Origin of the sequence: Larkinella punicea, from assembly GCF_003334855.1 — a bacterium.
GTDB classification, from domain to species: Bacteria; Bacteroidota; Bacteroidia; order Cytophagales; family Spirosomataceae; genus Larkinella; species Larkinella punicea.
Genome location: NZ_QOWE01000017.1, coordinates 105,324 through 124,229, shown reverse-complemented (window position 1 = coordinate 124,229; position 18,906 = coordinate 105,324). Strand labels below are relative to the sequence as shown.

At 52.1% G+C, this 18,906-nt stretch carries 16 protein-coding genes; 8 read left to right on the top strand and 8 right to left on the bottom strand.

The features are described from left to right. Positions 1–6 precede the first annotated feature (6 nt). The 6 genes from DUE52_RS20355 (at position 7) to aac(6') (ending at position 7,623) form a co-directional block, all read left to right on the top strand. Entirely contained in the window at positions 7–1,647 is a 1,641-nt protein-coding gene (locus DUE52_RS20355) for a SusD/RagB family nutrient-binding outer membrane lipoprotein (protein WP_114407886.1), read from the top strand. 95 nt (positions 1,648–1,742) lie between these two features. Continuing rightward, entirely contained in the window at positions 1,743–3,005 is a 1,263-nt protein-coding gene (locus DUE52_RS20350) for a hypothetical protein (RefSeq protein WP_114407885.1), read from the top strand. 118 nt (positions 3,006–3,123) lie between these two features. Next, a complete protein-coding gene (locus DUE52_RS20345; protein ID WP_114407884.1) occupies positions 3,124–4,500 on the top strand; it encodes a PhoPQ-activated pathogenicity-related family protein in 1,377 nt (458 codons plus the stop codon). A 111-nt stretch (positions 4,501–4,611) separates the two neighbouring features. Beyond that, a complete protein-coding gene (locus DUE52_RS20340; protein ID WP_114407883.1) occupies positions 4,612–6,393 on the top strand; it encodes a purple acid phosphatase family protein in 1,782 nt (593 codons plus the stop codon). Continuing rightward, positions 6,393–7,178, top strand: coding sequence for a glycerophosphodiester phosphodiesterase (locus tag DUE52_RS20335; protein ID WP_114407882.1), 786 nt, complete (start codon positions 6,393–6,395; stop codon positions 7,176–7,178). The genes DUE52_RS20340 and DUE52_RS20335 overlap by 1 nt, the downstream gene beginning before the upstream one ends. Before the next feature lie 7 nt (positions 7,179–7,185). Then, the gene (gene aac(6'), locus DUE52_RS20330; protein WP_114407881.1) at positions 7,186–7,623 is read left to right on the top strand and encodes an aminoglycoside 6'-N-acetyltransferase; all 438 of its coding nucleotides are present in this window, start codon (positions 7,186–7,188) and stop codon (positions 7,621–7,623) included. A 19-nt stretch (positions 7,624–7,642) separates the two neighbouring features. On the opposite strand, the gene DUE52_RS20325 is transcribed toward aac(6'), so the two are convergent. The 5 genes from DUE52_RS20325 to DUE52_RS20305 all read right to left on the bottom strand — a co-directional run bounded on the left by DUE52_RS20325 (position 7,643) and on the right by DUE52_RS20305 (position 14,056). After that, the gene (locus tag DUE52_RS20325) at positions 7,643–8,938 is read right to left on the bottom strand and encodes a sensor histidine kinase (protein WP_114407880.1); all 1,296 of its coding nucleotides are present in this window, start codon (positions 8,936–8,938) and stop codon (positions 7,643–7,645) included. A 106-nt stretch (positions 8,939–9,044) separates the two neighbouring features. Further along, the gene (locus tag DUE52_RS20320) at positions 9,045–9,233 is read right to left on the bottom strand and encodes a hypothetical protein (protein ID WP_114407879.1); all 189 of its coding nucleotides are present in this window, start codon (positions 9,231–9,233) and stop codon (positions 9,045–9,047) included. Next, entirely contained in the window at positions 9,223–10,434 is a 1,212-nt protein-coding gene (locus DUE52_RS20315; RefSeq protein ID WP_114407878.1) for a PepSY-associated TM helix domain-containing protein, read from the bottom strand. The genes DUE52_RS20320 and DUE52_RS20315 overlap by 11 nt, the downstream gene beginning before the upstream one ends. Positions 10,435–10,454: 20 nt before the next feature. Then, the gene (locus tag DUE52_RS20310; RefSeq protein WP_114407877.1) at positions 10,455–11,657 is read right to left on the bottom strand and encodes a DUF4374 domain-containing protein; all 1,203 of its coding nucleotides are present in this window, start codon (positions 11,655–11,657) and stop codon (positions 10,455–10,457) included. A 26-nt stretch (positions 11,658–11,683) separates the two neighbouring features. Then, positions 11,684–14,056, bottom strand: coding sequence for a TonB-dependent receptor (locus tag DUE52_RS20305; protein WP_114407876.1), 2,373 nt, complete (start codon positions 14,054–14,056; stop codon positions 11,684–11,686). Positions 14,057–14,189: 133 nt separating this feature from the next. On the opposite strand from DUE52_RS20305, the gene DUE52_RS20300 reads away from it, so the two are divergent. After that, complete coding sequence (locus DUE52_RS20300; RefSeq protein WP_114407875.1) at positions 14,190–15,200, top strand: helix-turn-helix transcriptional regulator; 1,011 nt, start codon at positions 14,190–14,192, stop codon at positions 15,198–15,200. 107 nt (positions 15,201–15,307) lie between these two features. Continuing rightward, complete coding sequence (locus DUE52_RS20295) at positions 15,308–15,721, top strand: hypothetical protein (RefSeq protein WP_114407874.1); 414 nt, start codon at positions 15,308–15,310, stop codon at positions 15,719–15,721. A 6-nt stretch (positions 15,722–15,727) separates the two neighbouring features. Here DUE52_RS20295 and DUE52_RS20290 read toward each other — a convergent pair whose 3' ends face one another. The 3 genes from DUE52_RS20290 to DUE52_RS20280 are packed head-to-tail and all read right to left on the bottom strand — an operon-like array spanning position 15,728 to position 18,864. Continuing rightward, a complete protein-coding gene (locus tag DUE52_RS20290; RefSeq protein ID WP_114407873.1) occupies positions 15,728–16,477 on the bottom strand; it encodes a LytR/AlgR family response regulator transcription factor in 750 nt (249 codons plus the stop codon). Further along, a complete protein-coding gene (locus DUE52_RS20285; protein ID WP_114407872.1) occupies positions 16,474–18,501 on the bottom strand; it encodes a tetratricopeptide repeat protein in 2,028 nt (675 codons plus the stop codon). Before DUE52_RS20285 ends, DUE52_RS20290 begins: the two co-directional genes overlap by 4 nt. Before the next feature lie 60 nt (positions 18,502–18,561). Continuing rightward, on the bottom strand, positions 18,562–18,864 hold the full coding sequence (locus DUE52_RS20280; protein WP_114407871.1) for a hypothetical protein: 303 nt from the start codon (positions 18,862–18,864) through the stop codon (positions 18,562–18,564). Positions 18,865–18,906 lie beyond the last annotated feature (42 nt).

The following is an 18,906-nucleotide window of genomic DNA, read 5'->3' as shown; positions in this document are numbered from 1 at the left end:
AAAACCATGAAAATCGTCACGCATAAAGTTATCGGTCTCGTTATTCTGTTTTCCCTGTCGGTATTTTCCTGCAAGGACTTAACGGACCTGAATGTCAATCCCAACGGGGTCGAGCCTACGACGGCGCACCCGAATCTGGTGCTCTCGACCGTCCTGACCGAAGCGGGCAAAGCCTTCGTAAACCTGGGCTATCAGGATATTGCCGGGGTGATGCAGCACACCCAGAAAGACGGCTGGAGCGGTGGCCACAACGATTACGACTGGGGTGGCAGCCAGAGCTGGAGCAGCTATTACGACGTTCTCCGGAACAATCAGTACGTATACGACCGCTCGGTTGCGCTCAATTTCGAACTTCACCAGGGCATTGCACTGGTCATGAAATCCATGCTGTTTGGGCTCATTACCGACCTGTGGGGCGATGCACCGTACAGCCAGGCGTTGAAAGGAGAAGTGGGGGGCGCGGCCAATACGTTCCCGGTTTTCGATACGCAGGAAGCCATTTACACCGGCATTCTGGCCGATCTGGAAAAAGCCAACACGCTGTTATCCAAAGCCAAAAGTGCGTATACGAGCAACGCTGACGCTGCCGATGTGTATTATAAAGGCGACCCCACCAAATGGCGGAAACTCGCCAACTCTCTCGCCCTGCGGTACTACATGCGGATTTCTTCGAAAAAACCGGATGTGGCCAAAGCCGGAATCGAAAAAATCGTCGCCAACGCCACACAGTATCCGATCATTACGGCTTCGGCCGACGATGCGGCCATGGCCTTTGCGGGCAACAGCAACGACGATTCGTGGCCGGCCAATGCGACCTACGACGCCAGCGAAAGCAACTACCGCCGGTTGAAAATGAGCGATACCTTCGTGAAAGCCCTGCTGGCGGTCAACGACCCCCGGCTGGCGATCTGGGCCAATAAAGTACAGATTCCGCTGGTGGTGGACGCTACACTTCCGCCGAAAACCGACAAAATTGTCGATGGCAAACGCTACCTCTCCCCCGACATGGTGGTGGGAAAAGAAGTCAATACCAATCCCTCGTATGTTGGTCTGCCAACGTCCATTGTCGGCGGCTCCGCTTATAACCTGAGCCCGACGGCCGAACAGGCCGCGAAGAACCCGCACGTTTCTTGGCTGAACGACATCTACAAAGCCGCCAAAGGACCTTTGCTGAAAGCCCGGCTGATGTCGGCGTCGGAGGTGAACTTCATCCTGGCCGAAGCCGCCCAGAAAGGCTGGGCCGCCGGTGATGCCAAAGCCCGCTACGAAGCCGGGGTGAAAACATCAATGGAAACCTGGGGACTGGCCAGTGCCTACCCGACCTACGTTGCCCAGAAAGACGTGGCTTACAACGGAACCCAGAAGCAGATCATCGAGCAAAAGTGGATTGCCAGTTGGACAGCCGCCACCGAAGCCTGGTTTGACTACCGCCGTACCGGCTTCCCCGAACTCAAAACCGGCCCCAACGCCAAACGCAAAGTGCTACCCGTCCGGTTTTATTACATGCTCGATGAGCGGAATCTGAACAAAGCCAATTCCGATGCCGCCCTCGGTCGCCTGGAATTGACGCCCAACTCGGAAGCCGACGGCAAAAACAGCCCCTGGTCGAAACCGTGGGTTCTGCAAGGCACCGGAAAACCGTGGTAGTTTTTTGAGAGTAAAGAAGATAGACAAGAGAATAGAGACGGCTGGTCTCTTTCCTCTCTTGTCTACCTTCTTTACTCCCCTTAGTAAACAGATTCATGAGAAAGCTCTTTCTAATTGTACTTGTTTTATCACTCGTTACCCGTTTGGTACAGGCCCAGTCTTTCCGGGCGGGGGCGGCTTTGCGGGTGATTACGCCGAATCCGCTGTTGCCCATTTCCGGCGGGATTGGTACCCCTAAAAAAGCGACGGAGAAAAAGGGAGATCTGTTCGTTCGGGCGTTTGTGCTCGAAAAAGGCACCACCCGGATTGCCATCGTCAGCGTCGATAACCTCGGTTGGCCTTCGGTTTTGGGCAATAAATCCCGGGCGCTGATCAAAAGTGTGCCGCCCGGCAACGTACTGATCGGGGCCACCCACACCCACAGCGGCCCGGATGCCTACGGTTTTCCGGATCAGTCGGGCAAGGCGTTGGCGGATTTGCCCTATCTGGAGAAATGTGTGGCCCAGATTGCCGAAGCCGTTGAAGAAGCCGTTAAAAACCTGCAACCGGCGAGTCTGAAAGTGGCAGTGGGCGAGGCAAAAGGGAAAATTGCGTTTAATTATTACGCGGCCGACTTGTACGATCCGCGCTGCGGGGTGATTCAGGCCATTGCTGCTACGGGAGTGAACAAAGGCAAACCGATTGTGACGCTGGTCAATTACGCCATCCACCCCGAGGTGATCGGATCGGGACGCGGCATTTTGAGTCCGGATCTGTGCGGCCCATTGTACGACAAAATCGAGTCGAAAACCGGGGGTATGGCGATTTTCATGAACGGCGCGCAGGGCGGTATGGTCACGGCGGACGTCCGGCGCGAGGGCGGAACCGAAGCCAACACCTGGGAAGAATGCATCCGGATTGGTGAACTGCTGGGCGACGAAGCCCTGCGGATCGTCGGCACGGCCCCCACGCTCGAAAATCCATCGGTCTATTGTGCAACCCGCCTGGTCGAATTTCCGATCGAGTCGGATATGATGAAATACATCATCAAAAACTCACCGTTGGGGTATAAACTCACCGGTTCAGACAAAGTGACCACTCAACTGAATTTGCTGAACATTGGTCCGGCGCAAATCCTGACGGTTCCGGGGGAAGCCTTACCGAATATTGGGTATTATGTGAAACGCCACATGAACACCAAATTTCCGTTCCTGTTTGGCTTAACGAATGATGCCTTTGGCTACATGCTGACCAAAGTTGACTTTAATAGTTTCAAACGGTATGAGTACATCAGCCGAACCAGCCTGGGCGAAATGACGGGTGAGATTTACATGGAACAGGCGTTGAAAACCGTGGCTGAAAGTCCGAAACCGGAGTAATAATATTGCCCCTAAAGGAGACTTTTATCACCTGGGTGCTGCTGTGTCCAAGTCCCCTTTAGGGGATTTAGGAGCATCTGCAACTGAAATCCCGAATAACTAAAAACCAACTATACGAATGAAACGATTCACAACACCATTTCTTCTGCTCTTAACACTGGCTTTTTTATCATTTGATTCTCCCAAAAAAGCCCCCATCACCCCCGCTACGGCCCTTCAAAGTTATTTAAACAATGGCGATAAAACGTATCAGTGGGAACTGAAAGATTCGTACGAAATGGGCGATGTAAAAGCCTATAACCTGCTGCTCACCTCACAGAAATGGCGCGAACATACCTGGCGGCATCAAATGACCATTCTGGTTCCGAAAGAAAATAACTACGACGGTTCGCTGCTGTTTATCACCGGCGGTTCCAACAAAAATGAACAGCCCAACTGGAACGCCAAAGGCCAGGAAGATAAAGTAATCAAGGGTCTGGTGGATATTGCCACCAAAAACAAAGCGATAGTTACCCTGTTGAAACAAACCCCCAATCAGCCGCTGTATGACAATCTGACGGAAGATGCCCTGATTTCATACACGCTTCATCAGTTCAAAAAAGACGGCGATTATTCCTGGCCCCTGTTGTTTCCGATGGTGAAAAGTGCGGTGCGGGCAATGGACGCGGTTCAGGAATTTTCGAAGCAAACACTGAAACACGACATCTCCCGGTTTGTGGTTTCGGGGGCTTCCAAACGCGGCTGGACCACCTGGCTGACCGGTGCAAATGACAAACGCGTGGTGGCCATTGCCCCAATGGTGATCGATATTTTGAACATGCCGGTTAGTCTGGATTATCAGGTCAAAGTGTGGAAAGATTATAGCGTTCAGATCGAAGATTATGTCAAACTCGGGATTCCGCAAACGGCCAAAACCGAAAGCGGAAATGCGATCAATACGATGGTCGACCCATACTCGTACCGCAAGAATTTAACGATGCCGAAAATGATTTTTATGGGTACGAATGATGAATATTGGGTGGTCGATAATATCAAGAATTATTTCGACGATATTCCGGGTGAAAACCTGATTCATTACGTACCGAATGCCGGCCACAGCCTGGGCGATGGCAAGTCGGCCTTCGAAGGACTGGGTGCTTTTTTCGGGATCACGATGGCGAAAAAACCGTATCCCGTTTGCAAGTGGAATGCCACGAGTACCAAAAAAGGCGTCGATGTGTCGATCAAAACCACGGCGGATGCGCTGGTCGATGTGATTGTCTGGTCGGCGAATTCAACAGATACCGATTTCCGGAATGAAACGTGGACGAGCAAAAGTCTGGGTGTTAAAAACAAAGCCAAAGTCGATGTTTCGGAAGCCTATCCGGCATCGGGTTACCACGCCTTTTACGTTGACCTGAAATATGCCAACCCCAACGGCGGCACCTACACCGAAAGCACGCGCATGTTTGTGTCGGACAATGACGAAGTATTTTTGAAACCCAGTTCGTTTTGACAATCTAACACGTGGCCGCTGACAGGGCGCCGTAACCCTGTCAGCGGTCGAAGACCCTGACAGCGGTTACAGTCCCCTAACAGCGGTTATTTCACATTTCCAAATCAACCAATGAAGCCACGACTACCCTTTTTATTCTTCATTCTTTCACTCAGCTTTTCAGCCTGCCGAACCACCTCCAACCCATCTACGGCCTCGGTCAAAGACGTCATGGATGGGGCCGTCACCCGGCTGTATAAAACCCTCAAACCCGAACAACTCGACACGATCAGCCAGGCCTACGTGCTTCAGTTTCTGACCGAAGCGGAGAAAACCGCTCTGGCGACCCGGTATTTGACTTTTGATGTCGATGTGCCGGTAACGGTTTCGCTGATGCGCCATCAGGAGCAGAAGGTGCTACCGTTCTGGCTGGAAGACAGCGGTTTTCAGAAAACCGATCAGGTTGTTAAAAACGAAGAATACACCTACGAAGTCTGGCAAAAAGCCTTTCCCGCCGGAAAAATAGAACTGGGAATCAACGGGTTCGACAAACACCGGCCGGTTTATTTCATCAGCGTGGGAGCGCAGAAACCGGGCGAAAAAGTCGCCATTTCCAATGTATTCCCAACCCATCAAACGCTCGATACCGTTCGGGTGGGAGCTTTTACCTACCACGACTGGAGTGACCTGACACTGACCGAAGTGCCTGAATCCTTGCGCGGCCAAACGCTCTTTCAAACCATCCGTGGCCGGGCAAGGGAAGCCCATCTGGTGGGAGCGTTTCGGAAAACCATATCCCCATCGACTGACCAACCGGATCAGGTGTTGCTGACCCTGAGTGGCGATCCCAGGACTACGATGGATGTGCAATGGCGGACGTCAGTCCCGGTTTCTGACGGGCAGGTAAAATACTGGCAAACTGGCACAACGGATACAGTGACCGCCCCGGCGACGGCATTTCGGATGGAAGACCGCCTGCTGCAGAATGACCGGTATGCCAACCGGTTTACGGCGAATCTTACCGGACTGAAGCCGGGCGGTTCGTATGGCTATCGGGTGGGATCGACGTCCGACAAATGGTCGAAACCGGCCACATTCAAGACCCAGAGTGCCACCGCCGAAGGCTTCTCTTTCATCTGGTTTGGCGATACGCACAAATCGCCGGATTGGGGAGCAATGGCCCAAAAGACGCTGGCAAAACACCCCGAAATTGCGTTTTATTCCATCGCCGGAGACCTCGTCAGCACCGGTTTGCACCGCGACGAATGGGATGAATTGTGGCAGTATTCCGGTGGTATTTTCGAGCAAAAACCACTGATGCCGATTCCGGGTAACCACGACAGCCAGGACGGTTTGGGCGCGTGGATGTATCAGGAAATGTTCAGCTTACCGAAAAATGGCCCCAAATCGCCGGACGTTCCGGCGGAGCAGACCTATGCGTTTACGTACCAGAATGCCCTCTTTCTGATGATCGACGCCACCTCGCCGATCGAGGCCCAAACCGCCTGGATCAAAGACCAACTGGCGAATTCGAAAGCGACCTGGAAGTTTGCCTTTTTCCATTTCCCGCCCTATAACTTTGAAGAAGATTACGCCGGCATCCGCAAAGAATGGTGCAGCCTGTTCGATCAATACCACGTCGACATGGTGATGAGCGGCCACGTGCATTATTACCTGCGCACCCAACCGATGCTGGCCGAAAAACCGGTTTCCTCCCCCGCCCAGGGTACGATTTACACGATTTCTATCGGCATTCCGAGCGATCATAAAGTTTGGCCGGACGAAAAGTACGCCGTGATCCGGCACAAAAACGGACCGCTGTATCAGCACTTGAAAATGGATGGCAAGACCCTGATTTACCAGAGTTTTGACCAGGAGGGCAAGGTGAAGGATGAACTGAAAATTGTGAAGTGATGCGCCTGCTTGCCTTTCTACTCGTAGTCTTTGGGGTTATTTACCAGAATATCACCAACGCCCAACCCGTCATTTCGGCCCACCGGGGGTCGTCGCTCGTGGCACCGGAAAACACAATGGCGACGTTCCGGGCGGTTTTGGCGATGCCCGTCAGTTACATCGAAATTGACGTTCGGACGACCAGAGACGGTCAGTTGATCATCCTCCACGATGGCAAACTCGACCGGACAACCTCCGGTTCGGGACCGGTTGAAAACCTGACGCTGGCGGAAGTGAAGCAACTTTCGGCCGGAAAAGGATTTGATGAAAAATTCAAAGACGAACGGATTCCGACCCTGAAAGAAGTCTGCCAATTGATCCGCGACTGGAACGCCGGACACGCTGCGAAAGTACACCTGTACGTCGATTGCAAGGCCGTTGCGCCAGAGAAACTGGTGGCCGAACTCGCCGAATTTGATGTGCTGGCCGATGCGGTTTTCTACGGCTCCGATGATTTTCTGCTGACGTTGAAACAGGTTGCTCCGCAAGCCAAGCTGATGCCTTCGTTAAAGAATGCCGACGAGTTATCCGCCAAAATTGAAAAGCTTCGTCCGTATGCGTTTGATGTGCGCTGGTCGTCGCTCACCAAAGAGCTGGTTCAGCAAATTCACGGCAACGGCATTCAGGTATTTTCGGATGCGCTGGGCTTTTTTGAAAATGCGGAGCAGTATAAAAAAGCGGCTCAACTGGGAATCGATGTCATTCAGACGGATTATGTACTGAAGGTTACTCAAGCGTTAGAATAACATCACCATGAATATAGAAGTCTTTTCCACCAATACGATTCAACCGCTAACGGAGCTGGCGTTGGAACTCTGGCCAGACTGCTCGTTTGACGAAGAACATGACTACTATACAAGCATCGTGGATGCCGAGACCGAAATCTGTTACCTCGTCCGGGAACAGGACCGCTACATTGCCTTTATCCACCTGTCTATCCGTACCGACTACGTTGAAGGAGCCACCGAATCGCCCGTGGCTTATATGGAAGCTATTTATGTAAAACCGGCTTATCAAAAGCGCGGCATTGGCCGTGACCTGGTGCGTCTGGGTGAAGAATGGGGCAAAAACAACGGGTGCCATCACTTTGCCTCCGATGCGGAACTGACGAATCTGGCCAGCATCGATTTTCACCGAAAAACCGGTTTTACCGAAGCCAATCGCATCGTTTGTTTCATCAAAGACTTATAATACAACCGCCCTTGGGAGATCAGTTTTTCGCCCGTATCGGCAGCGGCAACGCCAGAAAAAACGTAGTTCCAACCTTTTCCTGGCTTTCAAACCAGATGGCTCCCTGCTGAACTTCGGCGTATTGTTTGCAGAGAAAAAGGCCCAATCCGACGCCCCGCTCGTTGTTGGTTCCGAAGGTGGGCTGGGCTTTCAGCGAAAAAAGCTGGGGCTTGTCCGCTTCTTTGATGCCCCGGCCGGTGTCTTTCACCGTAATCAGACCGCTCGTATCGGTTCGGGTGGCTTCAATTGTGATTTGTCCGCCGGTGGGCGTAAACTTGATGGCGTTCCCAACCAGATTCCGAACAATCAATTGCAGCAAGTTGCCATCCGCCAGCACGTTCGGCAACCCATCGACCCGCAAAACCAGTTGGATTTCTTTTTGAGCAGCCAGCGGTTTGTAAATTTCGATGATGGGTTTCAGACACGCGCTGACGTTGACCGGCGCCAGCGAAACCGTCGTTCCCCGCATCTGGCTGGTCGACCACGACAGCAGGTTCACCAGCATTTCCTGCGTGTGGTTGATGCCCACCAACAGCTCCGATTCGATCTTTTTCCGCTCATCAGAATCCAGTTCAATTTGTTTCAACACTTCCAGATACTGCTGAACCGAAGCCAGGGGCGACCGCAAATCGTGCGAAACAATCGAAAACAGCTTGTTTTTCTCCTCATTCAGTCGTTCAAACACCACCGACCGCTCTTCCACCCGCTTTTGTTCCACCTTGTAGGCTTTGGTAAAAAAGAGGGTACCGAAGTAGAGAAAAAAAACATTGACACAATACGTCGAAGCCAGATCGACGGTTTGCGCCAGCCGGTCCGGATAGGTTTCGACGATAAATTGCGGATACAGGTATTCGACCGCCAGGAGCGAAAGCACAATCGCTAGATTGAACAAAACCCAGAACTGGGAGTGCCGGGACGGGCCGGCAATCAGGAGTAAAAACAGCGTAATGGTAAAGCTCAGGAGCGAAGCCCCGCTCATGCCCGAATTGAAAAAGTAGTTTACCGCAAACAGGATCGTGATCGTGACCCCGGCAATTGTGAGGGCGGCAACAAACTTTTTCCGGATCCGCGTCAGGTAGTAAACATAACCGCTCACGCCCAAAAGCACGGTACAAATCCACCCGGTTTCGGGCAGTCCAACAGAAAAGCTGAATGGGATGTTATACCCCATCACAACCAGAATCAGTACACAGATGGCATTGAAGATCCGGGCTTCGAGTGAAAACCCGTCCGGACTGCCAATCAGCTTGTATAACGTTTCTTTAACAACTCTCAATAGGTTCGGCTCCCTTAAATCTCGCTTTTGCGGGGCAAATATATCAACAAAAAGGAAAGAAGTGCCGATCCGTCCCTTTTCAACGCTTGTGTGTTGCACGCGCAGCCTAATGCCCCCTGCGTTTGGTGGCTGGCCGGTTTACAAACCAGCCAGCCACCACCAACGGAATCCCCAACGAAACCCAGGAAAGAAAATCCATAAAACCGTCGCCAACCAAGGCAACAATCAAACCAAAAAGGCTCACCAACGCCAGCAAGAGCGGAATGGTCCAGATGTGCCAGAAATTACGATTCATACCCCTCTCCTTTCCCGTCACTCAGCGCCAGTATTTCAGAATCTTCCAGTTTTTGCACCGCTTTTTTCGAATCAGACTTTCCCAATCGGGCAATTTTCGCCTGCGTGGCTTTGTTGCGCGCAAACCACAAATACAGACCGCTCCCCAGTACCACAATCGTGATGAGATCGAAAATCGCCCAGATAATTTTCAGGGGCAAGCCGCCGTAATCGCCAAAGTGAAGTGGCTGCGATATAAACAGGGCGTTGACATACCACGGCATCGTTCGCATGTCGGTCAGTTTGCCGGTTTTGGCATCGACCAGCGCGGGTTTGATCAGCCGTTCGGTCAGGGGCGTTTTGCCTTTGACAAAAATGGCGTAATGGTGTTTGCTGCTGAAGCCCGTGCCGGGATAGGCCGCCAGGTACGGTTCCATGCCGGGGTCGGCTTTGCGGGCAATCTCAAAGGCCTGATCGAGCGAACTGAGTTTTCCGGTCAACGGGGCCGCGTCTTTGTACGGAGCCGTCATTTCGGAAAGCTGTCCTACTTGCCACAAGCCCAGCACCACTTCCGACAGCGTGTTGATGACGCCCGTGATCCCGACCACCGTCGCCCAGGCAATGGTGACCACGCCGAGCAGGTTGTGCAGATCGAGCCATTTCAGCCGCGTCGATTTTTCGGTGCGCACCAGCCCAAACTCAAACCGTTTCATGATCGGCCCATAGAGCATCATGCCGGAGATGATGGCCACCACAAACAGAATGCCCATCAACCCCAGAAACAATTTGCCGCCGATGCCCATGAACATATCGATGTGCAGTTGCAACATCACATACATGAACCCTTCCTGGTAATTCGGCTCTTCCAGCACCTGCGCCGTCCGATCGTCAAGAATCACGATTTTGTAGTTATCGGGCGGTGCATCGACCGAGTCCGACAGGCTCAACGAAACCGTATTCGGCTGGTGTTCATCCCAGAACAGAAACCGGATCACTTTGGTGGGATTCAGCTTCAGACCGGTTTCCACCAATCGGTCCAGACTCGCTTTGGGGGTGCTGGCGGGCATTGCCTTCGCCAGTTGCTTGCCTTCCAGTTCTTCAATTTCCTCGTGGAAAATCAGCGGCAGGCCCGTCAGACACAGCATCAGCAGAAAAGCCGTGCAGATCAGACTGGTCCATTTGTGAATCTGAAACCAGGTTTGGATGGATTTTACGTTGCTCATGGTCGGTCGGATTGACTGTTTTACTGTAACTTGGCAAAACCCCAGGTAAAACCTTCGTGGGTGTTGTTGAACACCTGCGTGGCTTTGGTGCCGTCCAGCACATAATAGCCGTCGATTTTCTGGTCTTTGTTCTTCACCCAGAAATAGATTTTTCCGTCGATTTCGGTGATGGCCTGCTCGTTGGCATACGAATAGTGGTGCTGCGGCATGCCCTCGATTTTCGTTTTCTGCATAGTCGCCATGTCGATCACATAGTAATCCCAGATGATCGCAGTCAGGTTGCTGTAATCCGGTTTCAGCGGTTCGGATGGAATTTCCGTGTAAAACTTCCCGCCTTTGACCAGGCCCGTCGAGATCGCCATGGCCGTCTGAAAATCCGTCCCTTTCAGTTTCCAGGTCCGGTCAAAATCCGTTTCACCCTTTTTGATGCGGAGCACGGCCGGGTTCGTAAAACCGTCGGTCAAACCGGAGCTATACAGATACAGCGCGCCGTCGTCGCCAGTCGTCCACATTTTGTTGCCGGACGAACCCCAGCCAATCCCCTTCTGGCCGTCGTATTTGATCGTTTTTTCCAGCTTGTCAGTCGCCATATCGATCACGGCCAACTCCACGTAATTATACAGATCATCGCCGTAGCCCTGCTGCGCTTTCGTGCCATATGTTATCCCGGCATACAGTTTTCCTTCCTTGGCGGCAATCGTGTGTTTGCCAATCACCTGGTATTCGACACCCGTTTTTTGCAGCGACGACAGGTCGATTTCGCCCGTGCGCTGCATCGTTGTGGGATTGAATTTTTGCAGCTTGAGGGTGCCCCGGGTTTCGTCGAGGTAATAGCCACTGGTTTCGGAAACCACCAGAAACTGGGTTGCGCCGGCAATAAACCCTTCGTCTTTCAAACTGCCGTCGTCGGTCACCGTAAACTTCTGCAGTCCCACTTCGCCAGCCGCATTGGCGCGGTTGAACAGCCATTTCCCAAACGTACGAAACCCAAAAGCCTGGGTTAGCTGCAATGACTTGGGTTGAATATCAACGATGGTTCCGGAAGGCATCCCGTTAAAAGCCGTCAGATAGCCCGGTGCCTGAAACTGCACCACATCCGTCATCAGCACGTATTTGGCGTTGTCGGTTGGCGTCGGATTATCATCGGCGCTGTCTTTCGAACACCCTGCGAACAGGGCCAGGGTCAGACAGGAAAGTGCAAAATGGGTCAGTACTTTTTTCATGGGTAGGGGTAATAAAATGAAGCGATTTATTTCAGGATGTAATTCACTTTAAAATGCACACTTCGGCCCGCGTTCTGAATCCGGAAGTTGTCGAAAACCGGGCTGTCGAAGATATTTTTAACCTGCAAACCGACCGATAACCGGTCGTTGACCGGGTTGTACGTTAATCCCATCGAATGCAGTTGCTGGTTCGGAATGATGTTCGGTGCGTTGAACTGAGCTTTTCCCCACAGGCCCAGAAAACCGGGCGGTTCCAGTGATTTCGGAATGTAGTCCAGGTAATATTCCCGGACGAACATGAAATAATAGTATAGATTCAGCCGATCGTGACCCGCAAACAGACGCGGAAGGGTAGCGTTCAGCCCCAGATTGGCAAAAAAGTAGGGCGTGTTGCGCAAACGCGCTCCTTCGGTCGTCCGGTTTCCCGTGTCGAACAGCCGAAAATCCTGCCAGGTGAAATTGCCGTTGGCCCGCAGCCAATGCGTCAGGGACACTGTGGCGTCGGCTTCTACTCCCAAGCCTTTGACGTTGTTCACGTTCTGATTCTGGGTGAAGAAAATATTCACCGGCACCCGCAGAATCAGATCCCGCGTAATCCGGTAAAATGAATTGAGTTCGAAGCTGTAGCGCCCCGGTTTTTCAGTCCGAAAACCCAGGTTGAAATTGGTGCTCCGTTCGGGTTTGAGTTCAAAATTGGCAATATGAAAATTCCCATCGCCAAAGAGTTCGTCCTGTTCCGGCAGCCGGGTGGCCACCTCCGCCGACGCCCGAACAAAAGCGTTGGCTCCGAGTGAAAGTTTGGCGGCTCCGGCCATTCCCCACCGGTTTGAGGTTTCCGAACGCGGTATTACGGTTCCGTAATAATCGGTATCAGTCGCATCGACGTTGGAATGATAATACTTAACGATCAGATTCGTAGCCAGTTTCTCTTCCAGCCACTTTGATTCCAGGCCCAGAGCGGTAATCAGCTTGGTATAGTGAGCGGCTGGCTCCAGGATGTCCGTACCGTTTTTGAAGGTCAATCCCAGCGGATCCCTTCCCCGCCGAACCAGCTTCGCCGACACGACATTCAACTCCAGCTTATTTCGGTCATCGAGCTGGTAGGCCAGGTTGGATCGGGACGTGAAATACGAAAAATCAATGTCCGACAACGAACCCCGTGTCGAGGTTTCGCCCGTTCGCGAGGGGCTGGGTCTAAAGTTTCCGTACCAGTCGTAAACGCCCCGCGCCGTGTCGATCTGCTGAACGTGGATGGTGCTGGTGGTCAGAAACTGGTCGAGGCTCAATTTTCGGAACGCCTTGCGATACCGCAGCGTGGGAATGACCGAATACTGCTGACTGACCGACGCGCCAAAGGGCTGCGACATGGTCGATCCGTACTGGTTCTGGCGATCGATCCGAAACCAGGTGACGCCCAGCCGCAGTTCGTCGGCCCAGCGGGTGTTGGCAAAACCGCCGTAGGCTTCGGCGTAATAATTGGTAAACCGGTTGTGAAATAACCGCACCGTCGCCGGGCTGCGGGCCGCCGTTTCCAGGTCGGTGACGGTCACATCGACCCTGTAATTATTGTCGGATCGGTTGACAAACGCATCGGCACCCAGGAAGAATTTCCGGGTCGTGTCGGTATAAAGGACATTCAACGAGGCCCGGTGCGTGTTAAACGATGCCATTTCGTAGGATGCCTCGGCGTAGCGGTACAGCGATTTTTTGGTCACCATGTTGACGGCTCCACCCAGCGCATCAGCGCCCAAACCGGCGGGCAAAACGCCTTTGTAAATCTCCACCCGTTCGAGCATATTGACCGGAACCAGCGCAATGTTGTAGCCCGCGCCCAGATAATCCAGCGGAATACCGTCTTTGAAGTTTTTGATGGCCCGGTCTTGAAAACCGTTCATCATCAGTCCCGCATTCGACCCCAACCCACCCGTTTGCCGGATGCGGATTCCCGCCGACCGATTCATCAGCTCGACCAGCGTAGACGGCTGTTCCTGAACGGCTTTGGTATTGATCACCTCCGCTTTAATGGGTGTTTCCTTCGCCTGCTGGGTTTCCGATTTCCCCCGCACCTGCACCTCCGTCAATTCGCGGGCTTCTTCCTGCAGCACCAGATTCAGCCGAACCCGCTTCTGTCCCGTCGATTGCACGTCTTTCAGGGCGGTGGTATAACCCACGTGGGTGACCTGAATGTGATACGTGCCTTCCGGTATGCCGGTAAACTCAAAACTTCCGGCTGAATTCGTGGTGGTAAACTTTTTCAATTCCACAATCGATACCGTCGCCCCCGCCAATGCATTCCCTTTTGCCCCCTTCACCGACCCATTCCAGACGGATAAGGGACTCTGAGCCAGACAGAACTGCGATATGAGAAAAAGAAATAAAATCAAAAATCTTTTACTCATTGTATGTCAGAAGAATAGAGATCATTACCTTTGATTATTAAGACTAATTCTTAATAGCCGACAAAGGTATTCTTTTCAGGGCTGGAGGAATAACGTCAGGTGCAGTATTGATGACGCGAGAAGCAGAATTTCCATGAAGATTGTATTTAAATCAGAGGATCTTGAAGAAATCCAGCACATACGGGAATACTCGGATGGCTATTCAGTTCCGAACGAAATTGGCATGACCGAATACCAGGGAGAGTTCAACTATGCCGGTATTTATTCCCGCTCCCACCGGGTTCATCTGAACGGGCTCTTTATCAGTCAGTTTCAGGTTCAACACGAAAATGCTTTTACACAGCACATTGAAAGTGATTTTCCGTATTTGCAAATGCATTTTGAAATCACGACCGGCGGCTGTGTCTACAGGCCCAACGCCCGGTTCGAACCCGATACCAACATTATGACCGGGCGGCATTCGCTGCTCTTTTACCCGGCCCTGAAAGGTCATCTTACCTATTTAAAAACACCCTTTGCGTCCAGTGTTGAAATTGAATTATCGCTGGATTTCCTGCGCCGTCTTTTCAACCACGACCTTGAGCAGCTTGGCATTTTCGGAACTCATATCGAAAAGAACGTCCCCGCGCTCCTGGGCAATGGCAGTTATCCAATCACCCCGCGGATGAAGGAAATCCTGGCCGAATTGAGGGAGTGCCCGTTTACCGGCATTTTAAAAAGGATTTTTCTGGAAGCCAAAGTATGCGAGTTACTGACGCTGCAAATCGACCAGATCACGACGGCCAAAACCGCTCCGTCAACCTTGAAAAAAACCGATGTCGATAAACTTTACGAGGTCCGGGAACTCCTCAGCCAGAACCTCACGACCCCCTACTCCATCGAGCAGTTGTCGCGGCTGGTGGGGCTAAACCGCACCAAACTTCAGGAGGGTTTCAAGGAATTGTATCAGACCACTGTTTTCGGCTACCTGACCGACTGCCGGATGGAACAGGCCAAGGAATTGATTCGGAAGGGCCAGTTTGAAACCATTGCCGAGGTCTCCAACCTGATCGGTTATAAAAACCACCAGCATTTCACCGTTGCCTTCAAAAAGAAATTCGGGTATTTGCCCCGCGAGTTGAAAGGCTCGGTTCGCTTTCCGTGAACGTGTTGCCACCACTTATGAAACCGGAATTGCCACCTGCAAAAGCATAGTTTTCCGGTGGCTTTCAGCATGATACCTTTCAGACCAACGAACCATCTGAAAGAATCATGAAAATCGTAAAACTCCTGCTCATTCTGTCGGTCCTCCTCGTCGGCTGTTCGAAAGACAGCGAAGAAGTCGAGCCAGACCCGGATCTGGCGTCTCAGGTTGTGGGGAAGTATCAATTGCTTTCCATCACAGTCGGTAGTGCCGTCACCAATTTCCCAAATGCTGATGGCCGTCGGGGCGAATACGACATTGTCCGGACGGATGACACGAACGTTAAAATAATAACGTCCTATTACCTGGCCGGGGACAAGCTGTTTGCCAGCAACCTACGGGAAGGCACCGTTTCAAAATCCGGAGATACTTACACGGTCAACGCCACAGACAAATCCGTATTTACCATCAAAGGCGGAAACCTGACCGATAGCAGCATCAATTCGGAAAATCAGAAAATAGTGTCGGTAGCCAAGAAATAATACGCGTCAAATCAGATCCATCAGGCGCAGAAAATCCTCTTTTTTCCGGCGGGAAACGTCGATGTGATGCCCCTCGGAAAGGATCACGTAACCGCCCTCGCCCTTGACGTATTTCTGAACATGCCGGACGTTGATGAGGGCGGAATGGTGAACCCGGCAGAAATCGGATTCGGCCAGCAGGGTTTCAAAATCCTTGAGCTTTTTGGCCACCACCACCTGCTGTTTGTTGCGCATGTAGAGCGTGGTGTAGCTGCCGTCGGCCCGGCAAAAAATGATGCTGTCGGTATCGAAAAAGGAAATGCCGTCGAGGGCAGGCACCGCCAGCCGCTTGATTTTCCCATCCCGAAATTGCAGGTTGTGCAAGACGGACTGATAGCCGAAGGGATTATTTTTCAGCCGAAGCCGCTCTTCCACTTTCCGAACGGCCTGTATCAGTTCGTCGACATCCAGCGGTTTGAGCAGGTAATCCAGCGCGCTGAACTTGATGGCCTGAATGGCGTAGCGGTCGTAGGCCGAGACAAAAACCACCTCAAACGTGATGGGCGACAGTTTCTGCAACACATCGAAGCCCGACATCCGGGGCATCTGAATGTCTAAAAAAACCAGATCCGGCTTGTGGGCGTGAATGGCCCGCACACCGGCTTCGGGTGTCTCGCAACTTTCGGCGATGAAAACCTCCGGACAATACCGGGCCAGGGCCATCGCAATGGCCGCCCGCCCGTCGGCTTCGTCATCCACAACAATGGCTTTGATCATGAAACGGGGATACGGATTTCGACCCGGGTTCCGGCCGGCTGGTTGAAAGCGTTCATCAAATCGGTAAAGTAAATCAGTTGGCTGGCGGCTCCGTGGTTCAGAAACCGCAGCCGTTCTTCTGTGATTTTCAGCCCCATCGACTTGTTTTTGATCACCGATTGTTCGTTGAGGGACGTGGATTTTCCGCGCCCAACGCCATTGTCTTCGATCAGGCAGGTGAGGTGTTCGTGCTGGTTGGCCACCGAAATTGCAATGGTTCCCGGTTCGTTCGAAACCCGGTGCATGAGACCGTGCCAGATGGCGTTTTCGACAAACGGTTGCAAAATCATGGACGGAATGTAAGTATCTTCCGGATCGATGCTTTCGTCGACATCGATCCGGTAATTGATTTTTCCTTTAAACCGCAGTTCTTCCAGTTCAATATACGACCGGATGGTGGCAAGTTCGCTGGTGAGCGAGATTTCCTTCGAGTCGGAGTTTTCCAGAATCAGGCGGACGAGCTTCGAGAATTTTCCCAGATAGAGCGACGCTTTTTCGGACTCTCCGCCCAAAATCATCTGGTTGATGGAGTTCATGCAGTTGAAGAGAAAATGTGGATTGATCTGGGCGCGCAGGGCTTTCAGTTCCAGTTCGCTCAGTTCGCGCTGAAACCGGGCGGTTTTCAACTCGTCATTTTTTTCCGCCATTGCTCTCTGGCTTTTGATGCGTTGCCGGACCATGACAAAGGCCAATGCGCTTAAAATACAGAGGAATACCAGCCCAATCCCATACATTCTCCGGATTGTGGCCTGCCGCAGGGCTTCCTGTTCCTGAATGGCTTTTTCCTTGGCCAGAATCATTTTTTCCTTCGCCAGAATCTCCTTCTCTTTCGCCAGCAGAACAATCCGCTTGTCTTTTTCGCCGGTTTCGTACTTGACCTGCAACTCGTTCAGGCGACCCGAAATCTGGAGGTTCATCACACTATCCTTCGTGGCCGTGTGTTTTTTGTATTGCTCGAGCGCCTTCTGGTAATCGTCCTGAGCGGTGTAGACTTCCGACAAAGCCGCATTGGCATCGCCGATCACCGGCTTGGCCCCAATCTCTTCCGCCATCTCCAGTGCTTTCAGCAGGTTCTCTTTGGCCGCAGCGTATTGCTTCAACTTGAGTTGGGTAAATCCCACGTAATACAGATTTCCGGCGATGTCGGCTTTGTTGGGTAATTTTTGGCGGATAGCCAGTGTTTGCTGGTAAATCGGAAGGGCTTCGGCATACTTTTCCTGCTTGTTCAACAGGGCCGCAATGTTGACATGATCTTTCACCACCGCCCACTCCATCCGTTGCTCTTTGTGGATCGCGAGTGCTTTTTGGAAATGCAATTCGGCCTGTTTGTAGTCTTTTTTATTGGAAAACGCATTCGCCATATTTCCGTAGGCGTTGGCCTGTGCGCCCCGGTCTTTCTCTTTCTCAAAATAAACCAGGCCCCGTCGATAGGTTGCGATGGCGTTGTCCCACTGCTGCATCCGTCCGTAAATGGAACCGATGGAATTGAGGGTGTTGCCCGTGGCGTAGACATCCCCTTTGGCTTCGTTGATTCGCAATGCCTCCTGGAAAGCCCGCAAACTGGCTTCGTAATTGCCCCGCTCCCGTTCCAGAACACCGGTTTCAAACTGGCCAATGCCTACTTTTACCGAATCGCCTGCGGCTCGGAAATAGCGGATATACCGACCAAAATGGTCAAGCGCATTCTCAAAATCGCCCCCGTGTTTGTTGATCACCCCGTAATACAGATTGGCAACCGCAACGCCATCGGCATCGTTGATCGCTTTTGCCACCAGAACGATGCTGTCGGCGTATTGCCGCGCCAGGGCCAGTTGGGTCCGGGTTTTGGCCAGTTCCCAGGCGACTCTTCGCAGCGCGTTGATTTTTTTCTGCCCAAACGGAAGTCCGGCCGACGACGCCATCAGGCTGTCGATCTTCGTTTGACCGACGACCGGCACCGCTCCCGAAACCGTGAGCATAAGCAGGAGCAGCAGAAAATTCTTCATGCTCCAAATTTACTATAATCTTCTACTAATCAAAGACTAACCGAAATCTTGCGATTGACGCTAAACGAAGTAACTGGTGGCAAAGGTCTTCAACTCCGAAAGATATTGCCGGAAATGGTCTGCCGAAACCGTGCCAACTTCGGAGCCTTTGACTTCGACGATCAGCTTATTATCGGCAAGAATCAGTTGCAGCCGTCCTTTAAATAACCGACCGGTATCTGCCTTTAAAAACCGGTTCAGTTTTTGATAACTTTCTTTGCGGCAGACCCACTCCGCTCCGTTTTTCATCACTACCAACCGCACCTGTTTGCCAAGGGGTTCCATACAAAACTGAGTGGCCTCATTCAGATCAATAGCCTTCATCTCCTGTGTTGAAACTGGTTTGCAAAGCAATGTAAAACAAAA

Excerpts from the sequence above, each read along its gene's own strand:
- DUE52_RS20335 (WP_114407882.1), top strand. The coding sequence starts at position 6,393 with ATGCGCCTGCTTGCCTTTCTACTCGTAGTCTTTGGGGTTATTTACCAG.
- DUE52_RS20315 (WP_114407878.1), bottom strand. The coding sequence starts at position 10,434 with ATGAGCAACGTAAAATCCATCCAAACCTGGTTTCAGATTCACAAATGG.
- DUE52_RS20290 (WP_114407873.1), bottom strand. The coding sequence starts at position 16,477 with ATGATCAAAGCCATTGTTGTGGATGACGAAGCCGACGGGCGGGCGGCC.
- DUE52_RS20345 (WP_114407884.1), top strand. The coding sequence starts at position 3,124 with ATGAAACGATTCACAACACCATTTCTTCTGCTCTTAACACTGGCTTTT.
- DUE52_RS20320 (WP_114407879.1), bottom strand. The coding sequence starts at position 9,233 with ATGAATCGTAATTTCTGGCACATCTGGACCATTCCGCTCTTGCTGGCG.
- DUE52_RS20310 (WP_114407877.1), bottom strand. The coding sequence starts at position 11,657 with ATGAAAAAAGTACTGACCCATTTTGCACTTTCCTGTCTGACCCTGGCC.
- DUE52_RS20280 (WP_114407871.1), bottom strand. The coding sequence starts at position 18,864 with ATGAAGGCTATTGATCTGAATGAGGCCACTCAGTTTTGTATGGAACCC.
- DUE52_RS20300 (WP_114407875.1), top strand. The coding sequence starts at position 14,190 with ATGAAGATTGTATTTAAATCAGAGGATCTTGAAGAAATCCAGCACATA.
- DUE52_RS20305 (WP_114407876.1), bottom strand. The coding sequence starts at position 14,056 with ATGAGTAAAAGATTTTTGATTTTATTTCTTTTTCTCATATCGCAGTTC.
- DUE52_RS20285 (WP_114407872.1), bottom strand. The coding sequence starts at position 18,501 with ATGAAGAATTTTCTGCTGCTCCTGCTTATGCTCACGGTTTCGGGAGCG.
- DUE52_RS20295 (WP_114407874.1), top strand. The coding sequence starts at position 15,308 with ATGAAAATCGTAAAACTCCTGCTCATTCTGTCGGTCCTCCTCGTCGGC.
- DUE52_RS20350 (WP_114407885.1), top strand. The coding sequence starts at position 1,743 with ATGAGAAAGCTCTTTCTAATTGTACTTGTTTTATCACTCGTTACCCGT.
- DUE52_RS20355 (WP_114407886.1), top strand. The coding sequence starts at position 7 with ATGAAAATCGTCACGCATAAAGTTATCGGTCTCGTTATTCTGTTTTCC.
- DUE52_RS20340 (WP_114407883.1), top strand. The coding sequence starts at position 4,612 with ATGAAGCCACGACTACCCTTTTTATTCTTCATTCTTTCACTCAGCTTT.